The 24546-nt window shown below is 38.8% G+C and carries 24 protein-coding genes; 15 read left to right on the top strand and 9 right to left on the bottom strand.

Translation table 11 applies throughout. The features are described from left to right. Nucleotides 1-12: 12 nt before the first annotated feature. Nucleotides 13-795 carry an endo alpha-1,4 polygalactosaminidase gene (locus tag B1C82_RS10250; RefSeq protein ID WP_199775750.1) on the top strand — a complete coding sequence of 261 codons (783 nt, stop codon included), beginning with the start codon at nt 13-15 and terminating at the stop codon, nt 793-795. Here the strand turns inward: B1C82_RS10250 and B1C82_RS10245 are convergent. Beyond that, nucleotides 792-2585: a monovalent cation:proton antiporter-2 (CPA2) family protein gene (locus tag B1C82_RS10245; RefSeq protein WP_086447485.1), complete on the bottom strand. Its 1794-nt coding sequence runs from the start codon at nt 2583-2585 to the stop codon at nt 792-794. The two genes, B1C82_RS10250 and B1C82_RS10245, sit on opposite strands and share 4 nt — an antisense overlap. 224 nt (nt 2586-2809) lie before the next feature. Between B1C82_RS10245 and B1C82_RS10240 the strand changes: the two genes are divergently transcribed. Continuing rightward, nucleotides 2810-4108, top strand: coding sequence for a porin (locus tag B1C82_RS10240; RefSeq protein ID WP_086447484.1), 1299 nt, complete (start codon nt 2810-2812; stop codon nt 4106-4108). Here the strand turns inward: B1C82_RS10240 and B1C82_RS10235 are convergent. Then, on the bottom strand, nt 4098-4457 hold the full coding sequence (locus B1C82_RS10235; RefSeq protein WP_086447483.1) for a hypothetical protein: 360 nt from the start codon (nt 4455-4457) through the stop codon (nt 4098-4100). The two genes, B1C82_RS10240 and B1C82_RS10235, sit on opposite strands and share 11 nt — an antisense overlap. Nucleotides 4458-4665: 208 nt before the next feature. Here B1C82_RS10235 and B1C82_RS10230 point away from each other — a divergent pair, with 208 nt between their 5' ends. The 3 genes from B1C82_RS10230 (at nt 4666) to B1C82_RS10220 (ending at nt 6028) form a co-directional block, all read left to right on the top strand. Then, nucleotides 4666-5151, top strand: a complete 486-nt coding sequence (locus B1C82_RS10230; protein WP_086447482.1) for a glutathione peroxidase — start codon at nt 4666-4668, stop codon at nt 5149-5151. Beyond that, nucleotides 5148-5597, top strand: a complete 450-nt coding sequence (locus B1C82_RS10225; RefSeq protein ID WP_086447481.1) for a MarR family winged helix-turn-helix transcriptional regulator — start codon at nt 5148-5150, stop codon at nt 5595-5597. Before B1C82_RS10230 ends, B1C82_RS10225 begins: the two co-directional genes overlap by 4 nt. Before the next feature lie 68 nt (nt 5598-5665). Beyond that, nucleotides 5666-6028 carry an LIC13410 family lipoprotein gene (locus B1C82_RS10220; RefSeq protein ID WP_086447480.1) on the top strand — a complete coding sequence of 121 codons (363 nt, stop codon included), beginning with the start codon at nt 5666-5668 and terminating at the stop codon, nt 6026-6028. Nucleotides 6029-6086: 58 nt separating this feature from the next. On the opposite strand, the gene B1C82_RS10215 is transcribed toward B1C82_RS10220, so the two are convergent. Further along, on the bottom strand, nt 6087-6860 hold the full coding sequence (locus B1C82_RS10215; RefSeq protein ID WP_086448555.1) for an LIC13411 family adhesin: 774 nt from the start codon (nt 6858-6860) through the stop codon (nt 6087-6089). Between the two features lie 161 nt (nt 6861-7021). Between B1C82_RS10215 and B1C82_RS10210 the strand changes: the two genes are divergently transcribed. Beyond that, nucleotides 7022-9442, top strand: coding sequence for a 1-acyl-sn-glycerol-3-phosphate acyltransferase (locus B1C82_RS10210; protein WP_086447479.1), 2421 nt, complete (start codon nt 7022-7024; stop codon nt 9440-9442). A gap of 18 nt (nt 9443-9460) precedes the next feature. On the opposite strand, the gene purT is transcribed toward B1C82_RS10210, so the two are convergent. Together purT and B1C82_RS10200 are read right to left on the bottom strand one after the other, a co-directional pair. Beyond that, a complete protein-coding gene (gene purT, locus B1C82_RS10205) occupies nt 9461-10624 on the bottom strand; it encodes a formate-dependent phosphoribosylglycinamide formyltransferase (RefSeq protein ID WP_086448554.1) in 1164 nt (387 codons plus the stop codon). A gap of 96 nt (nt 10625-10720) precedes the next feature. Further along, entirely contained in the window at nt 10721-11836 is a 1116-nt protein-coding gene (locus B1C82_RS10200) for a FecR family protein (protein WP_086447478.1), read from the bottom strand. Nucleotides 11837-11978: 142 nt separating this feature from the next. Here B1C82_RS10200 and B1C82_RS10195 point away from each other — a divergent pair, with 142 nt between their 5' ends. Continuing rightward, nucleotides 11979-12695: a hypothetical protein gene (locus B1C82_RS10195; RefSeq protein WP_086447477.1), complete on the top strand. Its 717-nt coding sequence runs from the start codon at nt 11979-11981 to the stop codon at nt 12693-12695. Nucleotides 12696-12699: 4 nt separating this feature from the next. On the opposite strand, the gene B1C82_RS10190 is transcribed toward B1C82_RS10195, so the two are convergent. Next, nucleotides 12700-13632, bottom strand: a complete 933-nt coding sequence (locus tag B1C82_RS10190; RefSeq protein WP_086447476.1) for a glycosyl hydrolase family 18 protein — start codon at nt 13630-13632, stop codon at nt 12700-12702. A gap of 116 nt (nt 13633-13748) precedes the next feature. Between B1C82_RS10190 and B1C82_RS10185 the strand changes: the two genes are divergently transcribed. From B1C82_RS10185 to B1C82_RS10160, 6 genes are read left to right on the top strand one after another with little or no spacing between them, the layout of a single operon-like run. Then, complete coding sequence (locus tag B1C82_RS10185; RefSeq protein ID WP_086448553.1) at nt 13749-14645, top strand: fructosamine kinase family protein; 897 nt, start codon at nt 13749-13751, stop codon at nt 14643-14645. A 60-nt stretch (nt 14646-14705) separates the two neighbouring features. Then, nucleotides 14706-15401 carry a TetR/AcrR family transcriptional regulator gene (locus B1C82_RS10180; RefSeq protein WP_199775749.1) on the top strand — a complete coding sequence of 232 codons (696 nt, stop codon included), beginning with the start codon at nt 14706-14708 and terminating at the stop codon, nt 15399-15401. Further along, on the top strand, nt 15398-16060 hold the full coding sequence (locus tag B1C82_RS10175) for a rhomboid family intramembrane serine protease (RefSeq protein ID WP_086447475.1): 663 nt from the start codon (nt 15398-15400) through the stop codon (nt 16058-16060). Before B1C82_RS10180 ends, B1C82_RS10175 begins: the two co-directional genes overlap by 4 nt. After that, on the top strand, nt 16061-17584 hold the full coding sequence (locus B1C82_RS10170; protein WP_086447474.1) for an MDR/zinc-dependent alcohol dehydrogenase-like family protein: 1524 nt from the start codon (nt 16061-16063) through the stop codon (nt 17582-17584). Nucleotides 17585-17634: 50 nt separating this feature from the next. Further along, complete coding sequence (locus B1C82_RS10165; protein WP_086447473.1) at nt 17635-18102, top strand: NUDIX hydrolase; 468 nt, start codon at nt 17635-17637, stop codon at nt 18100-18102. After that, a complete protein-coding gene (locus tag B1C82_RS10160) occupies nt 18099-19139 on the top strand; it encodes a carbon-nitrogen hydrolase family protein (protein ID WP_086447472.1) in 1041 nt (346 codons plus the stop codon). Before B1C82_RS10165 ends, B1C82_RS10160 begins: the two co-directional genes overlap by 4 nt. 4 nt (nt 19140-19143) lie before the next feature. Here B1C82_RS10160 and B1C82_RS10155 read toward each other — a convergent pair whose 3' ends face one another. Both B1C82_RS10155 and B1C82_RS10150 read right to left on the bottom strand, forming a co-directional pair. Further along, entirely contained in the window at nt 19144-20244 is a 1101-nt protein-coding gene (locus tag B1C82_RS10155) for a hypothetical protein (RefSeq protein WP_086447471.1), read from the bottom strand. A 23-nt stretch (nt 20245-20267) separates the two neighbouring features. Further along, the gene (locus B1C82_RS10150) at nt 20268-20891 is read right to left on the bottom strand and encodes a hypothetical protein (protein ID WP_086447470.1); all 624 of its coding nucleotides are present in this window, start codon (nt 20889-20891) and stop codon (nt 20268-20270) included. 40 nt (nt 20892-20931) lie between these two features. Here B1C82_RS10150 and prfA point away from each other — a divergent pair, with 40 nt between their 5' ends. Next, on the top strand, nt 20932-21996 hold the full coding sequence (prfA, locus tag B1C82_RS10145; protein ID WP_086447469.1) for a peptide chain release factor 1: 1065 nt from the start codon (nt 20932-20934) through the stop codon (nt 21994-21996). A gap of 77 nt (nt 21997-22073) precedes the next feature. Next, a complete protein-coding gene (locus B1C82_RS10140; protein WP_086447468.1) occupies nt 22074-23576 on the top strand; it encodes a PLP-dependent transferase in 1503 nt (500 codons plus the stop codon). A 44-nt stretch (nt 23577-23620) separates the two neighbouring features. On the opposite strand, the gene B1C82_RS10135 is transcribed toward B1C82_RS10140, so the two are convergent. Then, the gene (locus tag B1C82_RS10135; RefSeq protein WP_086447467.1) at nt 23621-24514 is read right to left on the bottom strand and encodes a hypothetical protein; all 894 of its coding nucleotides are present in this window, start codon (nt 24512-24514) and stop codon (nt 23621-23623) included. Between the last annotated feature and the right edge of the window lie 32 nt (nt 24515-24546).

Raw genomic sequence — 24546 nt, 5'->3', positions numbered from 1 at the left:
ATCCTCCTTTGTTTGAGTTCTTGTAAACATCATTCCAATGGAGAAAGAGATTCTATCTTAATATTTCTTTTGACTAGGGTTTGGATACCATCTCCTGGAACCACTTTCCAAATCCAATTTTCAGATACTCTGGATGAATCTGTGGATGCGCAAGTGTTTGATATAGATTCGGACCTAACTGATTCCGATCCAACCGTGATCCAAAGATTACATGCTTCTGGTAAAAGAGTGATTTGTTATATAGATGTAGGTTCTTATGAAAATTACAGATCGGATGCTTCTAAATTCCCTCCTGAAGTATTAGGAAATGTTTATAGTGGTTATCCGGATGAACAGTGGTTGGATATCAGACGTATCGACCTTTTGAGTCCAATACTTTCTGCAAGGTTTGATAAGGCTAAGGCAAAAGGTTGTGATGGCATCGATCCGGATAATTTGGATGGGTATCAAAATGATACAGGTTTTCCTCTGAGCGCAGGCGATCAGATAAGATTTAATCGTTGGATTAGTGATTTAGCCCATTTTAGAGGAATGTCAGTCGGTTTAAAAAATGATCCGGACCAAATCCCAAATCTGATCGGAAACTTTGATTGGGCGGTCACTGAAAGTTGTTATGATGATGGTTGGTGTAATTTAGAAGAAGCATTTCCAAACAAAGGTTCTGCAGTTTTTCAGATTGAATACACAGAGAATGGCACGACTAAGAACGATTTCTGTTCTCAGTCGATCTCTCTTCGTTTATCTGGTTTTTTGAAAAACCAAAGTTTAGATGCTTACCGAGATCCGTGCCCTTAAGAAGCTTCCTTCTGTAACATATCCGCAGCAAAAGCTTCTTCCAATTGACGAACTGCATTTTTAGAATAAGCGATCAGTTCTTTTTCGTTATGTCTGAGTTTGAATTGATCCTTGACCATTCCTTCATCATAATCCCTGAATTTTTGGATGAAATATTTTACTTCCGAAGGTAAAAATCCAAGATCTTTCAAAGTTTCTTCTGCAAGTTCTAAAGAAGAAGCAAACGTATCTCTGCGTATAGTTTCGATTCCAAGTTCCATTAGATCGAAATAGTGAGATCTATTTCTTGCTCTTGCTATAATCCGTAAGTTTGGAAAGTTCTCCTTAGCCATTTTAGCGATCTTTACTGATAATTCTGCATCTTGGATGGCAAGCACAAGTATTTCAGCGTGCGCAGCTCCTGCAGCAGTTAATAGATCTAACCTGCTTGCATCACCGTAATAGATTTTGTGTCCGAATTTTCTGGCCGCATTTACCTGATCAGCATTATGCTCCAATGCAGTGAATTTGATCTTATGTAGATATAACATCCTCGAGATGATCTGTCCGACCCTTCCGAAACCTGCAATGATCACTCTATTCTTTTCGTAAATAGGATCAGCTGGCCTTTCCTCTTCTTCGTGTAAATAAGGATCTATTATTTTTTCTTTAATGATCCCTACAAAAGGAGTAAGTATCATAGAAGCAGTAACGATCACGATAGAATAATCCGTAGTTTCTTTAGATAGAACGCTTAGTTGAGCAGCAACATTTAGGATTACGAATGCAAATTCCCCACCTTGCGAAATGCTGACTGCAAGATTGGAAGAAGAATCAGAAGTAAGTTTTGCGATCTTTCCTAATACAAAAAGAACTATCCCTTTGACGGACATTAATCCGACTGCCAGACCGAAAATTAAGAATGGATGATTAATCAGAATTTCCAAATTCATCGACATTCCAACTGCAAGAAAGAATAAACCTAATAGTAATCCTTTAAAAGGCTCTAAGTTTGCTTCTAACTCATGTCTGTATTCGGAATCTGCAAGTAGCACTCCTCCTAAGAACGAACCGAGTGCCATGGAAAGCCCGACCTTCTCCATTGCAAAAGAAACTCCGAGCACCAATACCAAAGAAAGAGCTACGAAAATTTCGTGATTTCCAGTGGCAGCGATCATTCTAAAAAGAGGTCTCATTAAAAAACGACCGCTTAAGATGACCAAAAGAATTGCTGCAATCGCAGTTCCTAATTTATAAAAATTTAATCCATTGTGAGTGGCTTGTCCAGGTTCCAAAGCTGCTAAAGGAAGAATTGCCATCACTGGGATCACAGCTAAATCTTGGAAGAGAAGAATTGCAAAAGCAGACCTTCCGTAAGAGGTATTTAGTTGGTTCTTTTCCGCCAAAGATTGAAGAGCAAATGCAGTGGAAGATAGTGATAAACTTACTCCTAAAATGATCGAAGAAACTAATCCTAATTGAAATAGATAACCGATCAATCCGCCTAATAAAATGGAGGAGACTGCAACTTGGAAAAATCCCATCCCAAAAACCGGTTTTCTGAGTACCCAAAGAGTCTGAGGTCTAAGTTCCAACCCGATCAAAAACAGAAGAAGGACCACACCGAACTCTGCAAAATGCAAGATCTCAGTCCCACCGGTTACGAGTCGGACTCCATGTGGGCCAATCAAAATCCCTCCTACGACATAACCTATAATGGATCCTATTCCTAATTTTTTGAAAATAGGAACACATAGAACTGCTGTACTGAGTAGAATAATGGCAGTAACGAGTAGACTTTTCTCTTCCATCAATGCTCTTCCTTTTGATTTGGATTAATTTTCATTAGACATTTTACGGATAGGTAATAAAACCACTTTTCCTGTGTATGATTCTTCTTCTCAAACTAGAAAACGCTATAATTATTTAGGATTAATATGAGGAAAAATTGGTTTCTTCATAAGATTTGCGTTAAGAAATATCTTTCGGTTAAAAATGGGTAGATGATAAACAATTCTAAAATAATCAAAAATTTATGATTCCTAAATTGAGATTGGCCAGATTCATTTTTTTACTTTGTATTTGCTTCTTTTCGGGACCTATTTTTTCAGAAGAACTTCAGGTCCAAGAAACTGCTGGTAAAACAAAAGACAAGATCGTTCAAAACAAAGAAGAAAAGAATGACCCAAAAAAGTCTTCGGAAATAAAAGAAGAAGAAATAGACGGCCTTAAAACCGAAGAATTGAATCCTAAAAAGAAAGAAGATCTAATTCTTCCAATTCAATTCGGTTTTTTTGTGGATGGTTATTATAATGCTAGTTTAAACCGTCCAGCATCAAAAGAACTACAATACACAACTCAAGCAACACGAACAAACGAGTACAATATAAATTTAGCTTACCTAGACGCTAAGGTAGAAACAGATAAATACAGGGGAAGATTTGCTGTCCAATACGGTACTTCTGTCGTAGCTAATTACTCAGGTGAAGGAACAACCGGAAAAACTTCTAACGAGACTTCTATTCGTAATATGCAAGAAGCTTACGGAGGAGTTAAGTTGGGAAAGTCCACGTGGTTGGACGCAGGAATTTATTTCGGGCATTTGGGATACGAGTCGTGGATCTCTCATGAAAACTTTGTATATACTCGTGCTTTCTCACTAGACTACGTGCCATATTATGTTTCGGGGGCTAGGTTGAGTGGAAAGATAAGTGATAAGGTTTCTTATCAACTTCATTTGAATAATGGATACCAAGTAGTTACAGACAATAATAAGGATATCTCCGGAGGTTTCAGATTAGAATGGAACCCTTTAGGAAACTTGATGTTTCGTTGGAATACTTTTATTGGAAATGAACAACCAACTACTACTCCGAAAGAAACCAGATATTATAATAATTTCATCGCAGAATGGAAACCATTCCAACGACTTACGTTAGCTTCTTCCTTTGATGTTGCTTATCAGGAAAGAGCAAGTAGAGAAGATTTGATCTATACCCCTGAGGGTCCAATTTATGTTCGCAGAGACGGTACTGCGTTTAGACAAACCTATGTAGGAAACTTATGGCTTGCATATAGATTCTTTCCTGACTGGAGAATCGGTGTTCGATTAGAAAGATATTTGGATAGAGAACAAATGATCGTCGTTACAAACACAAAAGACGGTTTCCAAACAAGCGGTGCAACTGCTACTTTAGACTATCATCCTGACCCCGCCATTTTAGTAAGATTTACTTACCAATACAGAAGATCCATGGATTCTATCTATCCTCATGAGAATAATACATCTAAACTAGATCGTATGTTCATCTTCTCACTTTCCATTAAGATCTAAATCGATCCGGTAATATTTTCGGAAGAAGCTTTTTGCCTGAAATTCCCGGAGGGACTAGTAATATCTTTTTACTCAACTTAGGGTTTTCACTGAAAACGATAGCGATCTTATTTCTTTCACAAACATCTAAGCAGCCGACTTCTAATACTCTAATATCTCTGATCCCTTCCGAGCGGAGAGCGTCTTTTAATTCCGATTTGAGTCTGGTTCTTTTACCGTCTGTTTCGCCTTTTATCTTCATTGCACATTTGCTACATACTAAGATAGCCGCCTCCCAATTTGCAGCGACGTACTCAATGTCTTGCACTGGGAGTTGTTCTCGTCCTTGGAATAAAGAGATTATATTCATTTTGGATTCCTCTTCATTTATGTTGGAGAACAAGAAGAATCCTTGGATTTATTTTACGGGAAAATCCAAGTAGCGATACTTTTAAACTAGACCCAGGTATTATAAATCCGTCTTTTAAAAGGAAAAGTTTTAGAATTTTTCTAAAAAAGATTGAACAAAATTAAATTGTATGCAATCTATTTACTACGTAATTAGGAGGTGCCGAACTGTGGCCCAGAATTTATACGAACTAACCGCTACTTTAAACAATGGATCAGAAAAGAAATTACAAGATTATAAGGGAAAGGTCTTATTAATCGTCAATACCGCAAGCCAATGCGGATTTACTCCTCAATACAAAGGACTTCAGGAAATGTACGATAAGTACAAAGGAAAGGGTCTAGAAATATTAGGATTCCCTTGCGACCAATTCGGTCACCAAGAGCCAGGAAGTGACGCAGAGATTCAAAGCTTCTGCCAGGTAAACTTCGGCGTGAATTTCCCACTTTTCAAAAAGATAGAAGTAAACGGAGACGGAACTCATCCTGTTTATCAATACCTTAAAAAACAAGCTCCAGGGCTTTTGGGAAAATCCATTAAGTGGAACTTTACCAAATTCTTGATCGATAAACAAGGAAACGTGATCAAAAGATTCGCTCCAATGACTCCTCCAGAAAAACTGGATAAACAGATCGAGGAACTTCTTTCCAAGTGAATTACGAATCCTTAAAGTTAGAGAAACAGATTTGTTTCCCACTTTACGCTTCTTCCAGGGCGGTTACTGCATTATACAGGCCGCTTTTGGAGGAGTTTGATATTACTTACCCTCAATATCTTGTTCTTCTGGTTCTTTGGGAAACGGACAAAATTCCTCTAAAAGAAATTGGAGAAAAATTATTTCTGGATTCTGGAACCCTAACTCCCTTACTCAAAAAAATGGAATCTTCAGGTCTTTTGACGAGAGACAGATCTGATCAGGACGAGCGTTCTCTTGTGGTTAGCCTAACCGCAAAAGGAAAAAAATTGCAAAAAAAAGCGGTTTGTATTCCGGAACGCTTGTTGGAAGAATCGGGTCTCACTGCTGAAAAGGTACAAGGCCTGAAACGAGATCTGGACGACCTTCTTATTATCCTAGAACAAAAATTAAGAAATTCGGCGTGACAAATCCGTTTTATCGAAAACTATAGAGCCGCTTTTTTAAATAGTGCGCTCGCGCTAAGGAGTTAAGAATGAAACGTCAATTATCCGCGATATCATTTGCTGCGGTACTTATATTCGGAGCTTGTTCTTCCGATCAAAAAAAATCGGAGGCGGCTTACGTTCCGAATTCTGACATTCGTGTTGTAGAAGCGAATATGGTTAAAGAAGGAGATAAAAGAATTAAAGCAGAAGCTGTTTTAGGAACTCCTACTTTCGAAGAGAATACTCAAGACGGATCTGTTTTAGAATGGTATTTTGAATCTACTACTTACCAAAAGAATTCTTACAAAACTTTGGCAGATAAACCTTCCAGGATAGATGATAGCACTAAATATATCAAAGTGATCGTAGACAAAAAAGGTGTGATCAAAAAGTACGAATACAAACTCTGATTCAAATATTGATCTATATCCAAAAAAAGGCCGTGATTTAAAGCGGCCTTTTTTATTTTCAGATATCGTCTTCCATCAAATCGATCCCAGCGAACCCTAAAAGAAAATCTAAAAATTCACCGAAGTTAAATCCAACTCTAATACCGTATCGAATAGAAATATATAATTCCACTTCGAACAAAAATGCAGAAGGATAATTGTCTTTGTTTTTAGGATTTTGGGCTAAGAATGACTGGATTGCTTCGTTCCTTTTTTGAGGATCTAAACTTTCTAAGTACTTTCGAAAGAATGCTTCTTTTTTGGCCTTTCTTCTTTCAGAAACTGGATTATTATAAAAACGTAAATATCGGATTTCATAACTTTTAGAATTTAATCTTTCGTCCGAAAGTTCAGGAGTAGGATTTGGGTCTTGTTCCGATTCCGGATTTTCGGGAAGTAATAAAAAGTTTTTATCAGTTTGAGAATTTGATTCAGGTGTTTTGGTTTCTTCTTTTTTGGGAGAAGTTTCATTTGGAGGCATGGAGTGGAACTTCTCTCCTCCTAAAAATCCGAAGATCAATTGTTGAGATCTATAAGGTCCGTAATTTCCGCCTCTTAATCCGTATCCTGTGCCTAAGTCTCTTTTACCTGGCTCAGATTCTCCACCTTGAAAAACAAATCCCGTAGCAAGAGGTCCTATTCTAACTCCGAGTCCGTAACCTGGAGTTTCTACTCCTGCAGTGAAAACATCCGCTAAATCTTTTTTTCTATGAGACCAGTAAGTTGAACAATCGATCACTACGAGATCCAAAATTAAAATAAAGAAAAAATGTATGATAAGTCTTTTTTTCATTTTGGGAAATAGTCTGAATTTAGTCACCGAGATCGGCTTTCCGCTAAGCTCTCGGTTTCATCAGGAAACGCAATCGTAAAAGTAGAGAAATTTTATTGGTTTTCTTCCTCTAGTCTTATTGAAAAGTATCCCGATATAAAAATTAAAATTGGAATGAATAGATGAACGAATTGGAAGAAACTCGAGTCCGTCATAAAAACATCGCCGTCTTCGGGGGCGGGCCAATGGGAGTTCATCTTTCTGTATCCTTAGCCGAAAGAGCGGACAGGCTTTTTCTTTGGTACTTCGATAAGAAAAAGTCAGATCGCCTTCAAAAAGATAGATCGGCTGAGCTGTTGGAAGAAATTGTTCCCCTTGCTGACAATATTATCGTTACAAACGATTTCGATTTTTTATCTCAAGGTTCGTGGATCATCGTTATCGCAGTTCCTTCCAGACAAAAGGAAAATGTGATTGATAGGATCTCCTCTTATCTTTCAGAACAAGAAGAGCATACTATCATTTCTTTCACCAAAGGATTGGTTTCCACTTCTACTCGTAAAAAAACTAACGCTATTACATTCTCCGACTACGTGATCAAAGTTAGAGAGATGAAAGAAAATTTGAACATGGAATATGTTGCCGTGGCAGGGCCTAATCTTCTCTCCGAGATGGCTAAAGGAAAACATAGCTTTTTCTCTATTGCTTCCACAGGTGAAAGAGCTTCCGAGATTATGGAAGATCTTTTTTCAGGACCCAGAAATCATATTAAAACTTTTGAAGATATCAGAACTTTAGAATTATTCGGAGTGATGAAAAATCCGATCGCGATCGCTTGTGGTTTTGTGAATGGAATTCCAGAATGTGGATCCAATTTCGAAGGCGAATTGATCAGCTTAGGTTTTTCAGAAATAATAACTCTATTAAATGCATTAGAACTTCCCATAAAACCTGCAATGGAATTCGGACTTGCAGATTTGATTACTACTGCAACTTCCAGGTCCAGTCGGAATAGGGCTTATGGACAAAGATTTATTCGTAAGTTGATCTCTGGGGAGGATTCTCCGAATTTACTCGAAAGAATCGAGTTATTCTTAAATCCAAAAGAATTCATCCAAAAAGAGATGAGCCAGAGTGAAACACACGTAGAAGGAGCCTATGCACTTTCTACTATTCTGGATCTTGCGGAAGAGAAGAAAGTGGAGCTCCCACTTTTTACAACACTTTTTGAAGTACTTACTAGAAAGGTTTCTCCAACGGAAATGATCCGATTCGTTTCTAAATCTACAAGCGACGATATCAGAAATATCTCCAGGACGGCTCGTAAAAGATTTGGTTTATCTTTGGCATCTGGGAAGGAATTCCAACAAGCATTAAGAAGAAGGGTGCTTCGACACGTTCATTCTCAACCTGGATTATCAGATAGGATCTTAAAACAATCTGGATTGCAGATCAAGTCTTTGGAGAAGAGATATACTGAAGCCGTAGAGACTGAAGCTGGAACAGACCTGATGCTTCTTCCAAAAGAAATTGAATTATGGAAAGAAGCGGAAGTAGCTTATGAAAATGGAAAGAGCAGAAATATAGAACGTCTAGTAGAGTTTTATGTTTCTGAAATAGCAGATGAATATAGCCCACTCTTTAGAGAATCTTTGATTCATTTAGTTGCTCCTGCGCGTTTTGCAATAGGTGGTTTTAAGCCCGGAGGAGGCCTTCCTAAGATCGGCGGAAACATAAAGGAGATCAAAGCTCTTGCTTCTAGGTACGATATTTTATACACTCCAACTCATAGATCTCATTTAGATTCTATCGAAGTAGCTTTTGGTCTGAGATGGCTTGGGCTTCCTGTTCCAAGATATGCTGCTGATAAAAAAGTAATGGGGACTCCTGGGCTTGCTAGGGTTTTAAAATCCCTTGGAGCTTATATGGTGGATCGCAAAAGAAATCGGAACCTTCTATATCTAGAGTGTTTGACCCAGTACTCTACAATGATGCTCGAAGCTGGAATTCCTACATTGGTATATCCAGAGGGAACTAGATCCAGAACCGGCGGCATCATTCCGATCAAAACAGGAATTCTTTCCACATCTGTAGATGCATTTAAACATACAGGAAGCGAAGTGATTGTAGTTCCTATTGTTCTATCTTACGAGAACGTTCCGGAAGATGTGGAGTTTGCCGGAAAGGACACTCATCTTTCTTTCAGAGATTTCTTATTCAAAAGAACAGAGGTGTATATGGATCTTTGCGAGCCGATCCCGGTTTCGAGATATATACAAGAAGATGATCCCACTCTTTCTATCTCGATGGAGATTTCCAGATACTGGCAAGCTCATCATAAAATTCTTCCAAACCATATAGTAGCAAAACTTTTGATGGAAGCGGATGGAGAGATCAGCGCTTCAGATCTTAGCAAAATGATAGAAGAAATGATCCTCACACGAAAAGGAAATTATCTGACTAAGGATGTTTCTGAAATTTTAGAAAGAGGACTCAAGGTCTTAAATTCCAGAAAGTTTATCAAAAAAGAAAATGGTCTGATCAAGGCATTAGAACCTGAACTTTTGCAATATTATGGAAACATGGTACCGGACCCGACTTAAAGCCGGGTCCGTTTTGTATTAATCCACTTTGATCTTAGATGCGATCAATACTGCTCTTTTGCGAAGCATAGAGATGGATTCATCTTTATCAGAATAAGTAAGTGCCACTCCCATTCTTCTATATTTTTTGGTGATCGGTTTTCCAAAAATTCTAAGATCAGATTCAGGCATTTCACAAGCCTTATCGAGTCCTTGGATATTTGGAACCTGGCCTTCAGTTTGAGCTAGGATTACAGCGCTTGCTCCTCTTCTTACCAAAAGAATTTCAGGAATTGGCAAACCTAAAACAGTTCTAACATGTAATTCAAATTCATTAAAACTTTGGGTGCCGGCCAAAGTAACCATTCCAGTATCATGCGGTCTTGGAGAAAGTTCTGAAAAATAGACATCATCTTTTGTTAAGAAAAATTCTACTCCCCAGATACCTGCGCCACCTAGTTCTTTCGTGACCTTCTCCGCCATTTCTTGAGCTGATTTAAGTTGGGAATCGCTGATCTCTGTAGGTTGCCAGCTTTCTTGATAGTCTCCTCTTTCTTGCCTATGACCAATTGGAGGGCAGAATAAAGTTCTTCCCGACTTTTGAGTCACAGTTAATAAAGTGATCTCAGATTCGAAGGAGATAAACTCCTCGACTATGATCTCCGAAGCACCAGTTCTCCCTTTGGTTTGAGAAGCGATCCAAGCCGGTTCGATATCTGATTCCGTTTTAATGACGGACTGTCCTTTACCAGATGAGGACATCAAAGGTTTTACAACGCAAGGAATTCCTATGGTTGAAATTGCTTCTTTCAATCCTTCTAATGTAGATGCATATTTATACTTGGCTGTTTTTAAGCCTAATGTTTGAGAAGCAAGGTCTCTGATTGCTTTACGGTTCATCGTAAAGTTTGCAGCCTTAGCGCTCGGAACCACTTGGTAACCTTGCTTTTCATATTCATAAAATCTTTCGGTTCTGATTGCTTCGATTTCCGGAACGATCAAATCGGGTTTATGTTTGGCAACGACTCTATCTAGTGCGTCCCCATCCAGCATATCGATGACTTCTTTTTCATGAGCGACCTGCATTGCGGGTGCTCCATCGTAACTATCGACTGTAATTATATATTGGCCTAATCTTTGGGCTGCGATTACGAATTCTTTTCCGAGCTCACCTGAGCCGAGCAGAAGTATTTTCTTTCTCATAGGTTCTTTTGAGAGAATTTCCGGAGAGGAAGGAGAATGGAAAGGAAAAAATGGGGATCCGGCCGATTTGCAAGAAAACAAACCGACCGTCCAAGTTTACCTTTTCTTTTTAGTAACCACATCAAAGTTTTTGTATTGGATATACTCCACTTCGGAAATATTCATACGGAAGATACCTTTGGTAGAATGTACCAAAATGGTATTTCCTACCTGAGTTACCACTGCTCCATATAAAATTGTTTTATCCAGCTTATGAATTGATTCTAAAACGCTATAATATTTTTTGATCTCTTCTTCGGAGTCCAGTTTTTGAGAACCTGCAATCGATTCTACTTTATCCAGAGCAATATTCAATTTTTCGTCTTGGTCCTTTTCTATTTCCTTTGCTAGGGACTTACTATTTAAACTACCTGAGATGAGATCCTCATCTACTTTTACTAAGGTTTCTAGATCAGCACTTTCTCTAGGGTCTCTTTCAAATTTTCCTTTTTGGACTGTGCGTAATAAATCATCCCTGAAATTTTCAATACTTTGAGCAACGGCAGCATCATCTAATCGATTCAAAATTGTTTGGGCCAATTGGTCGAATTCCGGTTTAACTTCTGCTTCTTCTTCTTCAGAGATCACTATCTCGTTTTCTTCCAATAATTTCTGGAGTTTTTGATAGTTTGGATTTTCTGCAATTTTGTCTGCAGGGATTACTTGGCTAACAGGGGCCTTTAAGGTCATTGCAACCATTCCCTCATACACTTTGATTTTAGGAAGTGTGCCTTGTACTACTTCGAAAGAGAATGCAGTCCCTCGAACTCCAGCGATTGCAGTAGATGTAGAAATTTTGAACTGTTCCCTCTGGCTTAATTTATTTGTTTTTACAAGAAGAAGTCCCGTTCTAACTGCAAGGGAGGTTTCTTCAGAAAGATCCCCGTGAAGAGCATCAATGCTTAGATCTGTATATGACTTTAGACGGATTACATGGCCAAGGTTTGTTTGAAGATCTAAGGTGCCGCTATTTGTTTTAATGGTATCGTTCTTTTGAAGGATACTTCCTAAAGAAAGGGGGATGAGTTTTCCATTTCTTGAAACTTCTACTTTTCCATTTAGGAATATGACTACTAAACCTGGCTTGGATTTAGCGTTTAGAATTTTGGAACATGAATTTGTAGATCCGATAATTGTTCCAATCAGGAGTAACAGGAAGAGTTTTCGATTCATTTATTTATTCCGCCTGGAAATAAAAAAATAGCTAAATTCGAATAACTTTTTCGAACGAATAAAATTTATTTCCAGTCTTAATAACAATTTATGGCCCGGATTTTTGCAAAGATTACGAAAATTCGACGGAGGTTCCTACAGTATGTTTAAATCGGTTTTTGCTCTTTTCATTTTACTTTTGATATCCCCTCTCTCTTCAACAGAACGTGGAAAAATCAGATTTAATGGGATCGCTTACGATTTACAAACCGGCAATCTTTTGTATAAGGACTTTCACGAAGAGGTCTGGGAGAACGGCAGACATGTTAGTTCTATCATTACATATAAGGACGCTGAAGGAAAAACTTTTGCGAAAAAGAAGATCAGTTTTTCAAAAAGCAGAACCATTCCTGAATTTAAATTGGAGGACTTTAGAGACGGATATCTGGAAGGAGGGACATTGCAGGATGGAAACTCCGTAAAACTATTCGCCCGAAGAAAGTTAAGTGATACAATCCAAGAAAAATCCATAGATGGTAGCGGTTTATCCGCCTTGGATGGAGGTTTCGATTATTTCGTGATCGATCATTGGGATGAACTCATGTCCGGTAAAAAAATAAATTTTCATATTTTAGTTCCGGTAGAAAGAGATAAGTTCCAGTTCTCAGTAGAAAAAACCAAGGAAGGGGAATACAGAGGCAAACCTGCCTTATTCCTGAGAATGAAAATAGCGAGTGCCATTCTTTCTGTATTCGTAAAACCGATTGATTTAGTATATGATATAGAATCTAAAAGGATTATGGAATACAAAGGCACCAGTAATATTAACGATGAAACCGGGAAAAGTTATAAGGTAAAAATCGTTTATGGGTTTAGATAAAATTTCAAAAGCCTTGCCTCCAAAAAGCTATACCCTTCAGCTTTATGTTTTTTGAATACTCTTCCCAGAACTTTAGATCTAGGACCAGACTTCCTTCTCCTTGAGTCGTACGGATGAGAAAGATGCCTTCTTTTTCTTTTCCATGCTGAATTACAAAATTTCTATCGGAGGATTGGGTTAGGAGTTTAGGGCGTCTTACACCCTTCTTCCAATAATAACCGTAAAGAGGGAGACCAAGCCAGATTTGTTCCGGTTTATATGTTTTGAGTAGATGTTCAGTATTTCGTTTTGCCCAATTAAACTCTGTCACCGGTCCGGGAGAAGTTTTAGAAGAATGCAGATCGTAAGCCATAAGCACAATTTCGTCTGCGAGATTTTCTTTATAAATTTCTGAGTGAAAACCGGAAAGTTTAGGATCAAATCCTTCCATCGGAAAGACCGCCAATGTAAGAAGTTTACCTTTCTTTTTTAAGATCGGTTGGAGTTCCAACAAGAGTTCTTTATAGTAGGTAGAATGTTCTGTACCTATTCCTTCAAAATCCAAATGAATCCCTGAATAGAAAGAATGATCTTTCATATAGAGTTCTAGATTTCGAACAAGAGATTTTCGGAGCTGGGGAGAAGCCAGAACCTTCTTCCCTATTGCTTCTGAACTAAAAGTAATGAGCGGAAACCATCTGATCTCATTCTTATTTCCAATTATTTGAAGGGCAGAAGGTACCGAAACTCCGGAGACTTCTCCATTAGCTCCGATATAAGTCCCGGTAAAACAAATGCTGATTCCAGGTTTGAATACCTTCTCCCAATAAGCTAAGGGTTTGGAGCTTAGGTCCTGGCTTATAGTATACTTCCATACATTTTCCTGAGCCGATAAGGGACATAGGGAAATGCAAATAACGCAGTTAAATATGAATCTAAGCCCTGAAAAGACCTTCATTTATCCGTCCTGTAAATATTAAGGAAACCGATCCTTGATTTTTCTTCAATCCTGAAGGTATGATCTCCGATTTTAAATACACAGCCAGGGTCGAAGAATTAGGTAGGATGCGAATGATGGCAATCACGAATACAGGAATGGGTGAATTGATCCGAGACGGATTAGATCGTCTTGGTATTTTATCCTCCTCCAAAAAGGCGGAGATCACTCATCATTCTACAAGTTTATTCGAACTATATAAGGCACGGTTACCTGACGGTTCCCAACTTGCCATTAAGATCATTCCTAAAAAAGAAATGGCCGAGACTGAGGCAGAAGGTCTGGAACAACTTTGCAGGCTTGGGGTGCGGGTTCCTGAATATTTAGGAACCGTTCATTTAGGAAAAGTTTCCCTGCTTGCCATGGAGTTTGTGCAAACAGGTTCTTCTGCGGGTTTTAGAGAAGATCTAATTGCCAGTTTAAAAAATTTATACAAAAACGAATTCGGTTCCTGGGGCTGGAAGAAGGATAACTTTATTGGCACTTTAAACCAAGCCAACGGTTGGTTTTCTTCCTTCAGAGAATTTTATTGGGAACGAAGATTAAAACCTCAGATAGAACTTGCACAAGCCAGAAAACTTCTTACAGACAAAGACCTACTAGCAATCAGAGGGATCTTCAATAAGTTTTCAGAAGATTGGGGACTGGATCATGTAAAACCTAGAATGGTCCATGGAGATCTTTGGTCCGGAAACGTTTTGCAAGGTAAGAATGGATTTGCATATTTGATAGATCCATCTGTGGCTTATTCTCATCCGGAACAAGACCTTGCTATGCTACAATTATTCGGAAGCCCATTAAATTTAGAAGAGATGCAAGATATTCTGGCTACTGCTGGCATAGATGATCCGGGTAATTTGAAGGATAGGATCCAATTCTGGCAATTGTATCCAGTGCTTGTGCATATTAATCTATTCGGTGCTTCTTACCTGACGAGCCTCAGGCATATTCTTCGCTATTACGGCGTGAAATAGTTTTCTTGATAGAATCCAAGTTTTCTGTTCTTTTGTAAGAAACCGACTTAGAACCGGGGAATGTCTTTGCCCAAAATTGCAAAAAAGAAACTGCCAGTATCCTCTAAACAAAAAGAGAAAAACTCTAAGTTAAATCTGAGAAAATCACCTTCTCAAAAACGAGCTATAGAGAGGGTTCAATATATCTTGGATATCGTTGCCGATCTTTTGGATGAAGTTGGAACAGAAGGTCTGACTACAAATTTGATCGCTCAAAGAGCAGAGATACCTATCGGCTCCTTATATCAATATTTTCCAAACAAACATGCCATATTAAAAGCCGTAGGACAAAGGCATCTGGAAAGAGTGAATTCAATGATTCTGAATTTTCTGGATACTTCTCCGAGTAAAATGGAATGGGAAAATCTGGTAGATAAGCTTATAGATGCATTTGCTCAACTTTATAAATCTGAGCCAGGGTTTATACCTATGTGGTCGAATAAAAATCTCGATCCTGAACTTGTAAGTATAGATAGAGAGAATAACAGAGCCATCGCCAATTTTATCGCGGAGTTATTTTTCGGGGTCATTCCTTGGATGAAGAAAAAAGAGGAAATGATGGTCATGTCCAGGATCATGGTAGAAGTATCAGATTCTGTTTTAAGCCGTTGGCTTAGAGAAAGACAGGATAGTGCTCTCGCAGATGGGATTTTACAAGAACTAAAAACAATGCTTAAAGCTTATATGAATTATTATATCCAGAGAGGATCGAAATGAAGGCCTTTCTATTCGAATTTCCTCTAACTGCTTTCATTGTAGGACTTATCAGTATTTCTCAAATACTTCTAAATGTATTCGTTCCAGAAGAAATCGTAAGTACGTTCTTCATCAGTCGTCCTGGAGAATTCTATCCTTGGAAATGGATCGGTATGGTCTTCTTACATGCCGACTTCACTCATTTGTTTTGGAATATGATCTTTCTATTTTTTTTAGGAAGGATCGTAGAATATAAAGTCGGCCAAGCAAAATGGCTTCTTTTCTTTTTTATGGGGGCACTTGTCTCAGGTGGTTTGGATTCTTTTGTAAGAGGAATGATATTAGGAGAGAATCAACCTGCAATCGGAGCTTCTGGCGCTGTATCCGGGTTAGCTGCCGTTGCAGCATTACTTTCTCCTTTTTCTATTCGAATCAGAAAGCGAAGTTACCCTTTTCCTGTTTTCGCAGTGGCCTGGCTTATGGTATATTCTGATATCACCAATTTATTTTCCAGAGACCAAGTCGCACACTGGGCTCATTTGGGTGGATTTATTTCTGTGGTATTCACTGCTTATTTTCTCAATAATAAGATCAAACGAGAATTGCATACTGGCTTTGCATTAAACTTAGTGTTCGTTATTTTACTTTTGATATTGGGATTTTTTGTCGGGGCAAGATAATTGATAGAAGTCCGGTTTACCGCCTACGAATACAATTCCAACGATTCTTTCACGGACGCAGTGTATGAAATGAAAGGTTCAGAAGAATCCGGTTGGCAGATACTTCGAAATTCTTCTCTTTATCTAGAACTAGGAAAAGGTTATAGACTTCTCAAAACGGAACTTTGTGGGATTTGCTCCACAGATTTAGATCGTAGATTTTTACCTTTTTCGCTTCCGCAGATCATTGGTCATGAAGTAGTCGCATCCGATTATTTTAGCGGCGAAAAATATGTATTAGAAATTAATGATACAGTTGTCTCCAGGGGAGAAGAGGCAGATCCTTTTTGTCAGGTTGGAATTCCAACGCATAGCCCGACTAGAATGGTACTTGGAATAGATCGTTTGCCCGGAGGATTCGGACCTTATATCCTCGCACCAAAAGGGAACCTGGTAGAAACCAAACAACTTGCTGATATGGAAGCAGTTTTACTAGAGCCATTTGCAGCTTCTTTGCACGGTGTAGAAGTTTCGCTTCGTCGGGTTGGAGCAGATCTCAAAAAAATCGCAGTTTTAGGCCCTAGACGTTTAGGCTCACTTGTGATTGCCGCTTTGGATCTATATAGAAAGAGAAACAAACTAAACTATGAAATTGTTTCTTTTATCCGGCATCAAAACTTAGCAGAACTATCTTTGAGTATGGGCGCAGATCAGGCTTTATACTTTTCCACTTTAGGAGAAGGGAAAGTCGAAGAAGGACTTTTATTTGAAAAGAATATAGGAACTCCAACATCAGCATCTTGGCTTGATTACAAATATTCTTTCGATCTAGTATTCGATACTACAGGTTCAACTTCCGGATTAGAAACTAGTATACATCTTACGCGAAAAGAAATTCATAGAAAGACTACAAATGGTCAGTCGTCTCTCGGAATTGCTCATCTTACTGAGCTGGTTGTGGATGAACTCACTATTGCAGATCTTAAACCTGGCTTTTTAGATTTGGTTTGGGGAATCGAGGTTTCTTCTCCTGTGTGGGTTTTTGTTTCTTCTTCTGTTTCTTTAAACAAAGAAGAAAAAGAATTATTAGATGATCTGGACAAGGAAAATAAGATCCGGATGTTTATAGGTTCAGTCGAAGAGGGAAAAAAGTTTTTAGGATCCCAAGAATTCCAAGGTGCTCTGCCACGCTTTGATTTTGCAATAGTAGATTCTCCTTCTGAACTCGACTTAGTGATTCGTCCGGATAAGAAGGAAGAAAAATCTTTGGTTCGTCCGAGAGGTTTCATTTTAATATCTGCATCGGCTGGGGCTAAATCGAATTTATTTTTAGATTGGATTGCAGCCGGTGGAATTTTGAGCACAAGTAGATGCGGGGATTTCGTTCGAACCAGGGAACTTCTACTATCCGAACCTGGATTCTTAAAATCTGTTTCTGAAAACTTGATTAGCAAAGAATTCGATTCCAGATCTATACCGGAAGCATATACAGACGCAAGAAAACCGGAGAATATAAAAGTGGTTGTCAGGCATAAAGCTTCCTGAGCGAGTATTTAGTGACTTGCTTCCTAAGGGTCGCTAAAAGGGATAAGGCTTTGAGCAAACACGGTTTTTTTCAAATCACACAAAAGGTTTTTTTGAGAAAAGGAAAGGAACTTCTCATTCTTAGGGATCGCAAATCTGGATTTGGGGATCTTCCTGGCGGAAGAATGAACGAAGACGAATTCTATGGAGATTGGCTGGAAAGTTTATCTAGAGAGTTAAAAGAAGAAATGGGAGAAACTTGTGAGATCAAGATCCACCCGCGACCAATCCTAATTCACAAACATAGAGTCAGTGATGGAAATCATCCATGTGTGATTGTTGCTTATCATGGAGAATTTGTATCGGGAGAAATTACTCTCTCCGACGAGCATGATTATATTGCTTGGGTAGATGCTGCCACATACGATCCCAAACCTTTATTTTTCGAATATATGCTGGATGCTCTGCAATTGTATCAAAAAGAATATGTTCCCCAGATTCCTGATGGTAAATTAAATCCTAAAGGTTGGTTAGCATGAGCCCATTCGTAAGGAATGCACTCGCATCTTTAGTATTAGTCCCGATCTTCGCATTTATCGGATGGCTTCTTTCAGGAGTTTCTCTAAGCGAAGAAGAATTTCAAAAAAGGATCTCAAAAAAAGAGACTAAATCCGTTTCCTTAGGCTGGGATAGAAGGTCCGGAAATTTGCTCATCGTCCAGTTGGAATTCAAACCTGAATATTTTACTAGAGAAGATAGATTCAGAGCTTGGTTGGAAGAACCACTTGCTCTTGCAAAAGAGAAAGGTTGGCTCCAAAACTCCACAATCGTTGCATTTCCTCCGGAGATCGGAAATTATATTTTTCTAATGGATTCCAGAAAGGAACTTGTGGATTCCGAGAATATCGACTCTGCTTGGAACTGGGCCTTATTTTTTCATAGGATCTCTATTAAAAACTTTTCCCATATATTAGATGGAGAAGCAGTTTCTTTTGAAATTGCGCAAGATTCAAAAGAAAGATACGAAAGGATTTTCGGAGACCTTGCAAAGATGTACGGTGTTTCTATCTTAGCGGGATCTATCTGTTTACCTTCTCCTGAAGTGAAAGAAGGAAAACTTTCCATCAAACCGGGTGAATGGCAAGAAAGAGCTTATATTTTCGATCTTAATGGAAAGTTTTTAGAAGGTTCTTTGCTTAGAACTTCTACTCAAAAATTGGAAGCTACGCAGGTCACTGGCTCTGAAAAAGAAATCCTTCCTGAAGTGTGGGTGGCAAATTTACCATCCGGAAGATTGGGCATCTTGTTCACAGAGGATCTAAAATCTCCCCAGATGGAAGAGATTGTTAAAAAAACTTACGTAAGTAAATTGATTGGGCTTGGTTCTCAAGAAGATGAAGGCAAGTTCAGAGAATGGATTAAAAACTCTTCTTTTGAATCTAGCGGACAAGTTCAATTTTCAGGAAAAGCGTATAGCCAAGAATTTCCAGCAAAAAGTTTTGCAAAGACTCGTTACGGTTCACCTGAGCCGATCGAAGGCCAAAAAGGAAATCTGATCATTAATATCTTTTTCTAAAGAATTATTTGTCTCTGGCTTCTTCGTATAGTTTGAGGATTCTCCAATCCTCTTCTGGAAAATCTAAATTGGTGAAATACAATCCACCTTTTTCATTCTCACAAAGAACTTTGTTCTGATCCACGAGCCAGATCCTTTCACAAAGCAAAGGGAGGACCTGACTTTTTCGAGAAGGTCCCCAAAGATGTACTTTGCCAGAGTAGTTGGAAACGAATTCGTTTTTACCTGGAAGTTTCCAAGGATTGATCTCTTTTCTGCTGATCGTAAATAGTTTACTGCTAGAAGGTTTGCCTTTTCCAAGTTGTAATCTTCTTAAATGAAGCCTGCCGATCGAGCCACCTAAATAATATGCGGAATCTCCGGTTCCGTAATAGATTAATGGACTAATAACTTCTTGGTCTATTTTTTCGACCGATTTCTTATCAGGTTGGAAATAGTATAAATAGTAAGAGCCAGCATTTCCGGAGAAGAGTAAAAAATCTTTTCCAATAGGGTATAAAAAGAATCTAGCTTTGAGTCCCGTAAAAGGTGGTGTAATCTTTTCTTTAGAAACGATTAACTTAGGAGTTCTTGGCTCGATTGTTTTTTCTTCATAGAGTTGGTTGTCTACAAAGTAGTAAATTTTAGAACCGTCGTCAGAGATTCCTCCTCTATTCCTACAGGAGATCTGCGCACCTGATTCATAAAGTAGATCATTATTTTTTAATGAAATTGCAAACAAGCGACAACCGTTTGTCATCGGATATTCTGCCAGTGCAAAGTTTGCGTTTAAGGAAACAGCAAGAGAAGCAGGAACCTCGTCCAAACTTTTTGAACCGTTAGATCCGTCAGTAGCATCTCTCCAGTTGAGTTTGCTATCTTCTAAATATACTAATCGTTTTCTGTCATAAGAAAGTTCTATAATTCTAGGAGTTTCAGGTTTTTCGGAAGAAAGAACTTCGTCATCTGATTTAGGTTTTACCAGATAGTCTTTTAAGAGACCGGAAGCTTTTTCATACTTCTGCTCTTCCAGCAATTCTTGGATTTCTTCTATTAAACTTTCCTGTTTACTTTTACAGTTCCAGGAAAGAAAAATTAATAATAAAAAAGATAAAACTCTGATCATTCTAGAGAACTTAGATTTTACGTTCAGGCAGTTTCCTCAGCCCAAGGCTCGTCCGATTGGACGCTGATAATATCTTTAGAAAATAATTTCTGGGCTCTGGATGCTATATTACGAGTTTCCCAAAAGGAATATCCTCCAGAAAGTAAGGATCCGAAAATAGGGAGCCAAAATCCGTTTTTAGGTTTTGCAAACTTCTTCCCTTTCATGAGACCTTTTGCGATCTGATATGTAGCTTCTTGAAGAAGTTTCCAAGCTATTGGCCGGATTAAAACGCGAGCCCCAGCATCTTTTAGAACATTTCTGAAGAACGAGGTCTTGTCCTTGAATAAACAATAAGCCATAAGTTCCGGTGTCACCTGATGCTCTTTTCCATATAAAGCGGCGATATCCTTTACCAATCTACCTTGGAGTCTTAAGACTAAAATAATTTCAGGAGCCAATGTAACAAGTCCCAAACGTCCTTGGGGAAGGGCAAGAGCCGCACTTGCTGCTCCGGTTTGGAGAGAAGATTTTTGGGTAAGCTCTTGGATGAGCTCATCTGGCGATCCTACGGTTTTAGCATAGGGGCTACGATAGGAATGAAGACCGGATAAAAGATTCAGTATCTGATCGGAAACTGCTGAGAGAATCGAATTGTAGTTTTCCATGTAGAGGAGTAAGGTACCAAGGCAATGGGATACGGTTTCTATGTTAGACAGACTAGAAAAAATACAACAAAAATACCTCAAAATATCGGACGAACTCACGACCGCGTCCAATCCGGATGATTTAAAACGACTTTATAAGGAACGTTCCCGACTCACGCCCTTATTCGATAAAATTACCGAATACCAAAAATTAATTCAGAATAAGAAAGACGCTGAAGAACTTTTAAAAACCGAAAAAGACGGGGATATGCGCTCTATGTACGAAGAGGAGCGCAAAGAAGCAGAAGAAAGGATAGAAAGTTTGGAGAAGGAGTTGGAAATTCTTCTACTTCCTCCTGATCCGAATTCCGGTAAAAATATCCTGCTCGAGATAAGAGCAGGGACCGGTGGAGAGGAGGCAGGACTGTTCGTTTCTGATCTTTTCAGAATGTACACCAGATATGCGGACAAGCAGGGCATTCGCCATGAGATCATAGAGTCTTCTCCAACTGGAATAGGTGGGTTAAAAGAGATCATCTTTGCAATGGAAAATGATAAGGCATACGATCTTTTCAAATTCGAGGCGGGAACTCATAGAGTGCAAAGAATTCCTGCAACCGAATCTGGAGGAAGGATTCACACAAGTGCGGTGACCGTTGCAGTTTTACCAGAGGCAGAAGAATCAGAAATAAATATAAATGAAAACGATCTGAGAGTGGATGTGTATCGTTCTTCCGGATCAGGTGGACAGCACGTTAACACAACTGACTCCGCAGTTCGGATCACTCACATTCCTACCGGGATCGCAGTTGCTTGTCAGGATGAAAAATCCCAACACAAGAACAAAGCAAAAGCGATGAGGATCTTAAGCGCTAGGATCTTAGAAAAGCAGGCCGAAGAAAAGAAAGCTGCAGCCGATGCTCTTAAAAAACAGATGGTTGGTTCCGGAGACAGATCCGAAAGAATACGAACTTATAATTTTCCACAAGGAAGATGTACAGATCATCGTATCGGATTTACTAGTCATAATCTTTCTGCTATAATGGAAGGAGATCTGGACGACTTGATCAATGCTCTAACAGAAGAAGATAGAGTTAAACGCCTCGCAAATTCACAGGCCAATTAGAACCGTTTTAGACTTCTGTTCGTCCAACCGAATAAAGTTGATGTTTCTGCCTAAAATTTTGCGATGGTAATCAAAGTATGATACTAGAGATAGAAGAACCGCATCGTAGGATCTGCGGGGAAAGAATACCATTTGAAAATATACATGCGGTTTCCATGAGCCTTCCGGAAGTCGCTGATGTAATCGGATACGAAGAAAAAAGAACCGAAACTCTTTCCAGACTCAAAGCTGGATATCCTCGCTTCGTAGCTCATGCTTATATAGAAAAAATCCTAGATTATAATAAAGAAACGAACGGGGTTAATGGTCCCCAGTTTATCGTAAATTCTCGCAAGGCGGCAGATCATATCGTCTCTTCCTTCGAGATAGAAGGCGCAAGAATTTTAGAAGACGAAGGAATTATCACCTTAACGATTCCTCCTAATAAAGAAAGCGAATCCAAAGTTTTATCATTTATCCAGCATACAGGATGCCTATTATCTTCTCGCAAAGCAGAAGATTACTTATTCAAAAAAGGTCTTATCGATTCAATCTATCAGGAAGAATCCAGAAAAGAAAAACCATACGAAAGTGTAGAAGGATCGCTATCCTCTTTGTATCCGGGTAAAGACCTGCAAGTATATCTGGCGACTTCTGGGATGAATGCAGTCTATGCAGCATTTAGAGCCTTAGATAAAATCCGTGCGAAAGAAGGAAAAGATATTTGGCTCAGACTCGGATGGTTATACGTAGACAATATTAGAATATTAGAAAAGTATTCTAGAGGTTCTCATATTTTTCATGATGTGGTCGATCTAAAAGAACTGGAAGAATTCCTTTCTAAAGAAGGTCATAGAGTAGCGGCAATCCTTACCGAATCTCCAACTAATCCTCTTATTCAAGTTCCTGATTATCCAGAGCTCAAAAAACTTTTGGAAAAATATGGAATTCCATTAGTAGCGGATATTTCCGTAGCAGGTTCCGCAGTCGTGGATCTTTCTCCGTTTGCAGATGTGATCGTGGAAAGTCTAACCAAGTTTGCATCCGGACATGCGGATGTGATGATGGGTGCGTTATTTCTGAATCCTTCTTCTGCTTATTTTGAAAGACTGAAAAAAGATTCTCCTGAGTTTTTAGAAACTCCGTATATTAGAGATTGTGAACGTATGTCCTTCGAGCTAGAAGGTTATGTCGAAAGAGTCAAAGAAATTGGGAAGAATGCAGCAATACTTGCGAATTTTTTCTCAAATCATCCTAAGATCAAAGCTGTTCATTGGAGTGGCTCCGAAGAAAATCACGGAAACTTTTCTAAGATTGCAAGAGATAAAGATCTTCATTGCGGAGTAATCACTATAGAACCCGGAGTTCCTTTGGAACCGTTTTATAATTCCTTAAGATTGCTTAAAGGACCAAGCTTCGGAACTGAATTCACTTTGAACATGTTGTATATGTATTTAGCTCATTATGAGTTAGTTTCTACAGAAGCAGGAAGAGGATTTTTGAAAGAAGTAGGACTGGATCCAAGTCTGATTAGAATTTCCATAGGAAGAGAAAATCCAGAACTTCTAATTGCAGAATACAAAAAAGCTCTGGGAGATTAATCTACCAGAGCAAAAAATTTGAACGGTTCTAAAGAAGGCAATTTTTAGGCGGCAGAACGGACACTCTGCAATTTGCCACCAGTTTCTGTTTCCGATTGTAAAACACTTTTATAAAAGATTTGGAATAATCCAAATTTTGAAATTCCTAAAGTATAAATCACTAAAACGGAAATTATTGTTCCAAGTATCCATCCCAGTTGATGAATGATCACACTGGAAATAATCGCAAATCCTAATGCACCTACAAACACAGTAGCTAAAAACGCTATTGTAGAAGCAAAACCAGAAGGGGATTTTCTAACAGAAAATTCTCCAGATCCTCCTAATTCCCAACCTTCTTTTTCGATCTTTAGAAGTGAAACGATCAGGACAGGAATTAAGATCACGCCCATAACATACAATGTAATGGCAACATCAGATGTTAGCCAATTGATTGCGGTTCCCCAGGTCCATGTTTGGAATTGTTCCACTGACTCTGAAAAAAATCTTTTATAACCGGTTCCATCCCAACCATGAACTAGGATGAAGAACATTCCGAAATATCCCGCAGGAACTTGCAGATAAGCTAAGAAATTTTTTCCCGCTTCGATTAATTTCCATACTACCCAGAAACCCAAGATTCCTTGGGAAATATTCGTTAAACCAAATAAAGCCACAAGCCAACCAGGCATGGTTTTATCTCCTGCATGCATTGTTTCCCAGCTAGTAAATTGCCAAACTAGATACAGACCGGACGGCGCGAATAATAAGCCTAAATATAGAAGGTTCGAGATGAAGTAGGTATTCTTCCAAAATGGGACCTTCTTCTCTTCTTTTTTAACTGAAGGAATAGAACCTGCCGTTGTCTCTCCTGCTTGCAATTTTTTAATTTGGCGAGCTGCGGCCATTGCATAACCGGCTCCCAGGCCGTAGGCCCAAAAAACATCCACTTGAACCATTGGATTAAATTCTCCTCACCTTGATGAATATA

The organism is Leptospira venezuelensis (genome assembly GCF_002150035.1).
Classification (GTDB): domain Bacteria; phylum Spirochaetota; class Leptospiria; order Leptospirales; family Leptospiraceae; genus Leptospira_B; species Leptospira_B venezuelensis.
Note: the sequence above shows the minus strand (reverse complement) of the source record. Positions and strands in the feature narration are given on the sequence as shown.

Excerpts from the sequence above, each read along its gene's own strand:
- B1C82_RS10245 (WP_086447485.1), bottom strand. The coding sequence starts at position 2,585 with ATGGAAGAGAAAAGTCTACTCGTTACTGCCATTATTCTACTCAGTACA.
- B1C82_RS10240 (WP_086447484.1), top strand. The coding sequence starts at position 2,810 with ATGATTCCTAAATTGAGATTGGCCAGATTCATTTTTTTACTTTGTATT.
- B1C82_RS10235 (WP_086447483.1), bottom strand. The coding sequence starts at position 4,457 with ATGAATATAATCTCTTTATTCCAAGGACGAGAACAACTCCCAGTGCAA.
- B1C82_RS10220 (WP_086447480.1), top strand. The coding sequence starts at position 5,666 with ATGAAACGTCAATTATCCGCGATATCATTTGCTGCGGTACTTATATTC.
- B1C82_RS10215 (WP_086448555.1), bottom strand. The coding sequence starts at position 6,860 with ATGAAAAAAAGACTTATCATACATTTTTTCTTTATTTTAATTTTGGAT.
- B1C82_RS10210 (WP_086447479.1), top strand. The coding sequence starts at position 7,022 with ATGAACGAATTGGAAGAAACTCGAGTCCGTCATAAAAACATCGCCGTC.
- purT (WP_086448554.1), bottom strand. The coding sequence starts at position 10,624 with ATGAGAAAGAAAATACTTCTGCTCGGCTCAGGTGAGCTCGGAAAAGAA.
- B1C82_RS10200 (WP_086447478.1), bottom strand. The coding sequence starts at position 11,836 with ATGAATCGAAAACTCTTCCTGTTACTCCTGATTGGAACAATTATCGGA.
- B1C82_RS10195 (WP_086447477.1), top strand. The coding sequence starts at position 11,979 with ATGTTTAAATCGGTTTTTGCTCTTTTCATTTTACTTTTGATATCCCCT.
- B1C82_RS10190 (WP_086447476.1), bottom strand. The coding sequence starts at position 13,632 with ATGAAGGTCTTTTCAGGGCTTAGATTCATATTTAACTGCGTTATTTGC.
- B1C82_RS10185 (WP_086448553.1), top strand. The coding sequence starts at position 13,749 with ATGGCAATCACGAATACAGGAATGGGTGAATTGATCCGAGACGGATTA.
- B1C82_RS10180 (WP_199775749.1), top strand. The coding sequence starts at position 14,706 with ATGTCTTTGCCCAAAATTGCAAAAAAGAAACTGCCAGTATCCTCTAAA.
- B1C82_RS10175 (WP_086447475.1), top strand. The coding sequence starts at position 15,398 with ATGAAGGCCTTTCTATTCGAATTTCCTCTAACTGCTTTCATTGTAGGA.
- B1C82_RS10160 (WP_086447472.1), top strand. The coding sequence starts at position 18,099 with ATGAGCCCATTCGTAAGGAATGCACTCGCATCTTTAGTATTAGTCCCG.
- B1C82_RS10155 (WP_086447471.1), bottom strand. The coding sequence starts at position 20,244 with ATGATCAGAGTTTTATCTTTTTTATTATTAATTTTTCTTTCCTGGAAC.
- B1C82_RS10150 (WP_086447470.1), bottom strand. The coding sequence starts at position 20,891 with ATGGAAAACTACAATTCGATTCTCTCAGCAGTTTCCGATCAGATACTG.
- prfA (WP_086447469.1), top strand. The coding sequence starts at position 20,932 with ATGTTAGACAGACTAGAAAAAATACAACAAAAATACCTCAAAATATCG.
- B1C82_RS10140 (WP_086447468.1), top strand. The coding sequence starts at position 22,074 with ATGATACTAGAGATAGAAGAACCGCATCGTAGGATCTGCGGGGAAAGA.
- B1C82_RS10135 (WP_086447467.1), bottom strand. The coding sequence starts at position 24,514 with ATGGTTCAAGTGGATGTTTTTTGGGCCTACGGCCTGGGAGCCGGTTAT.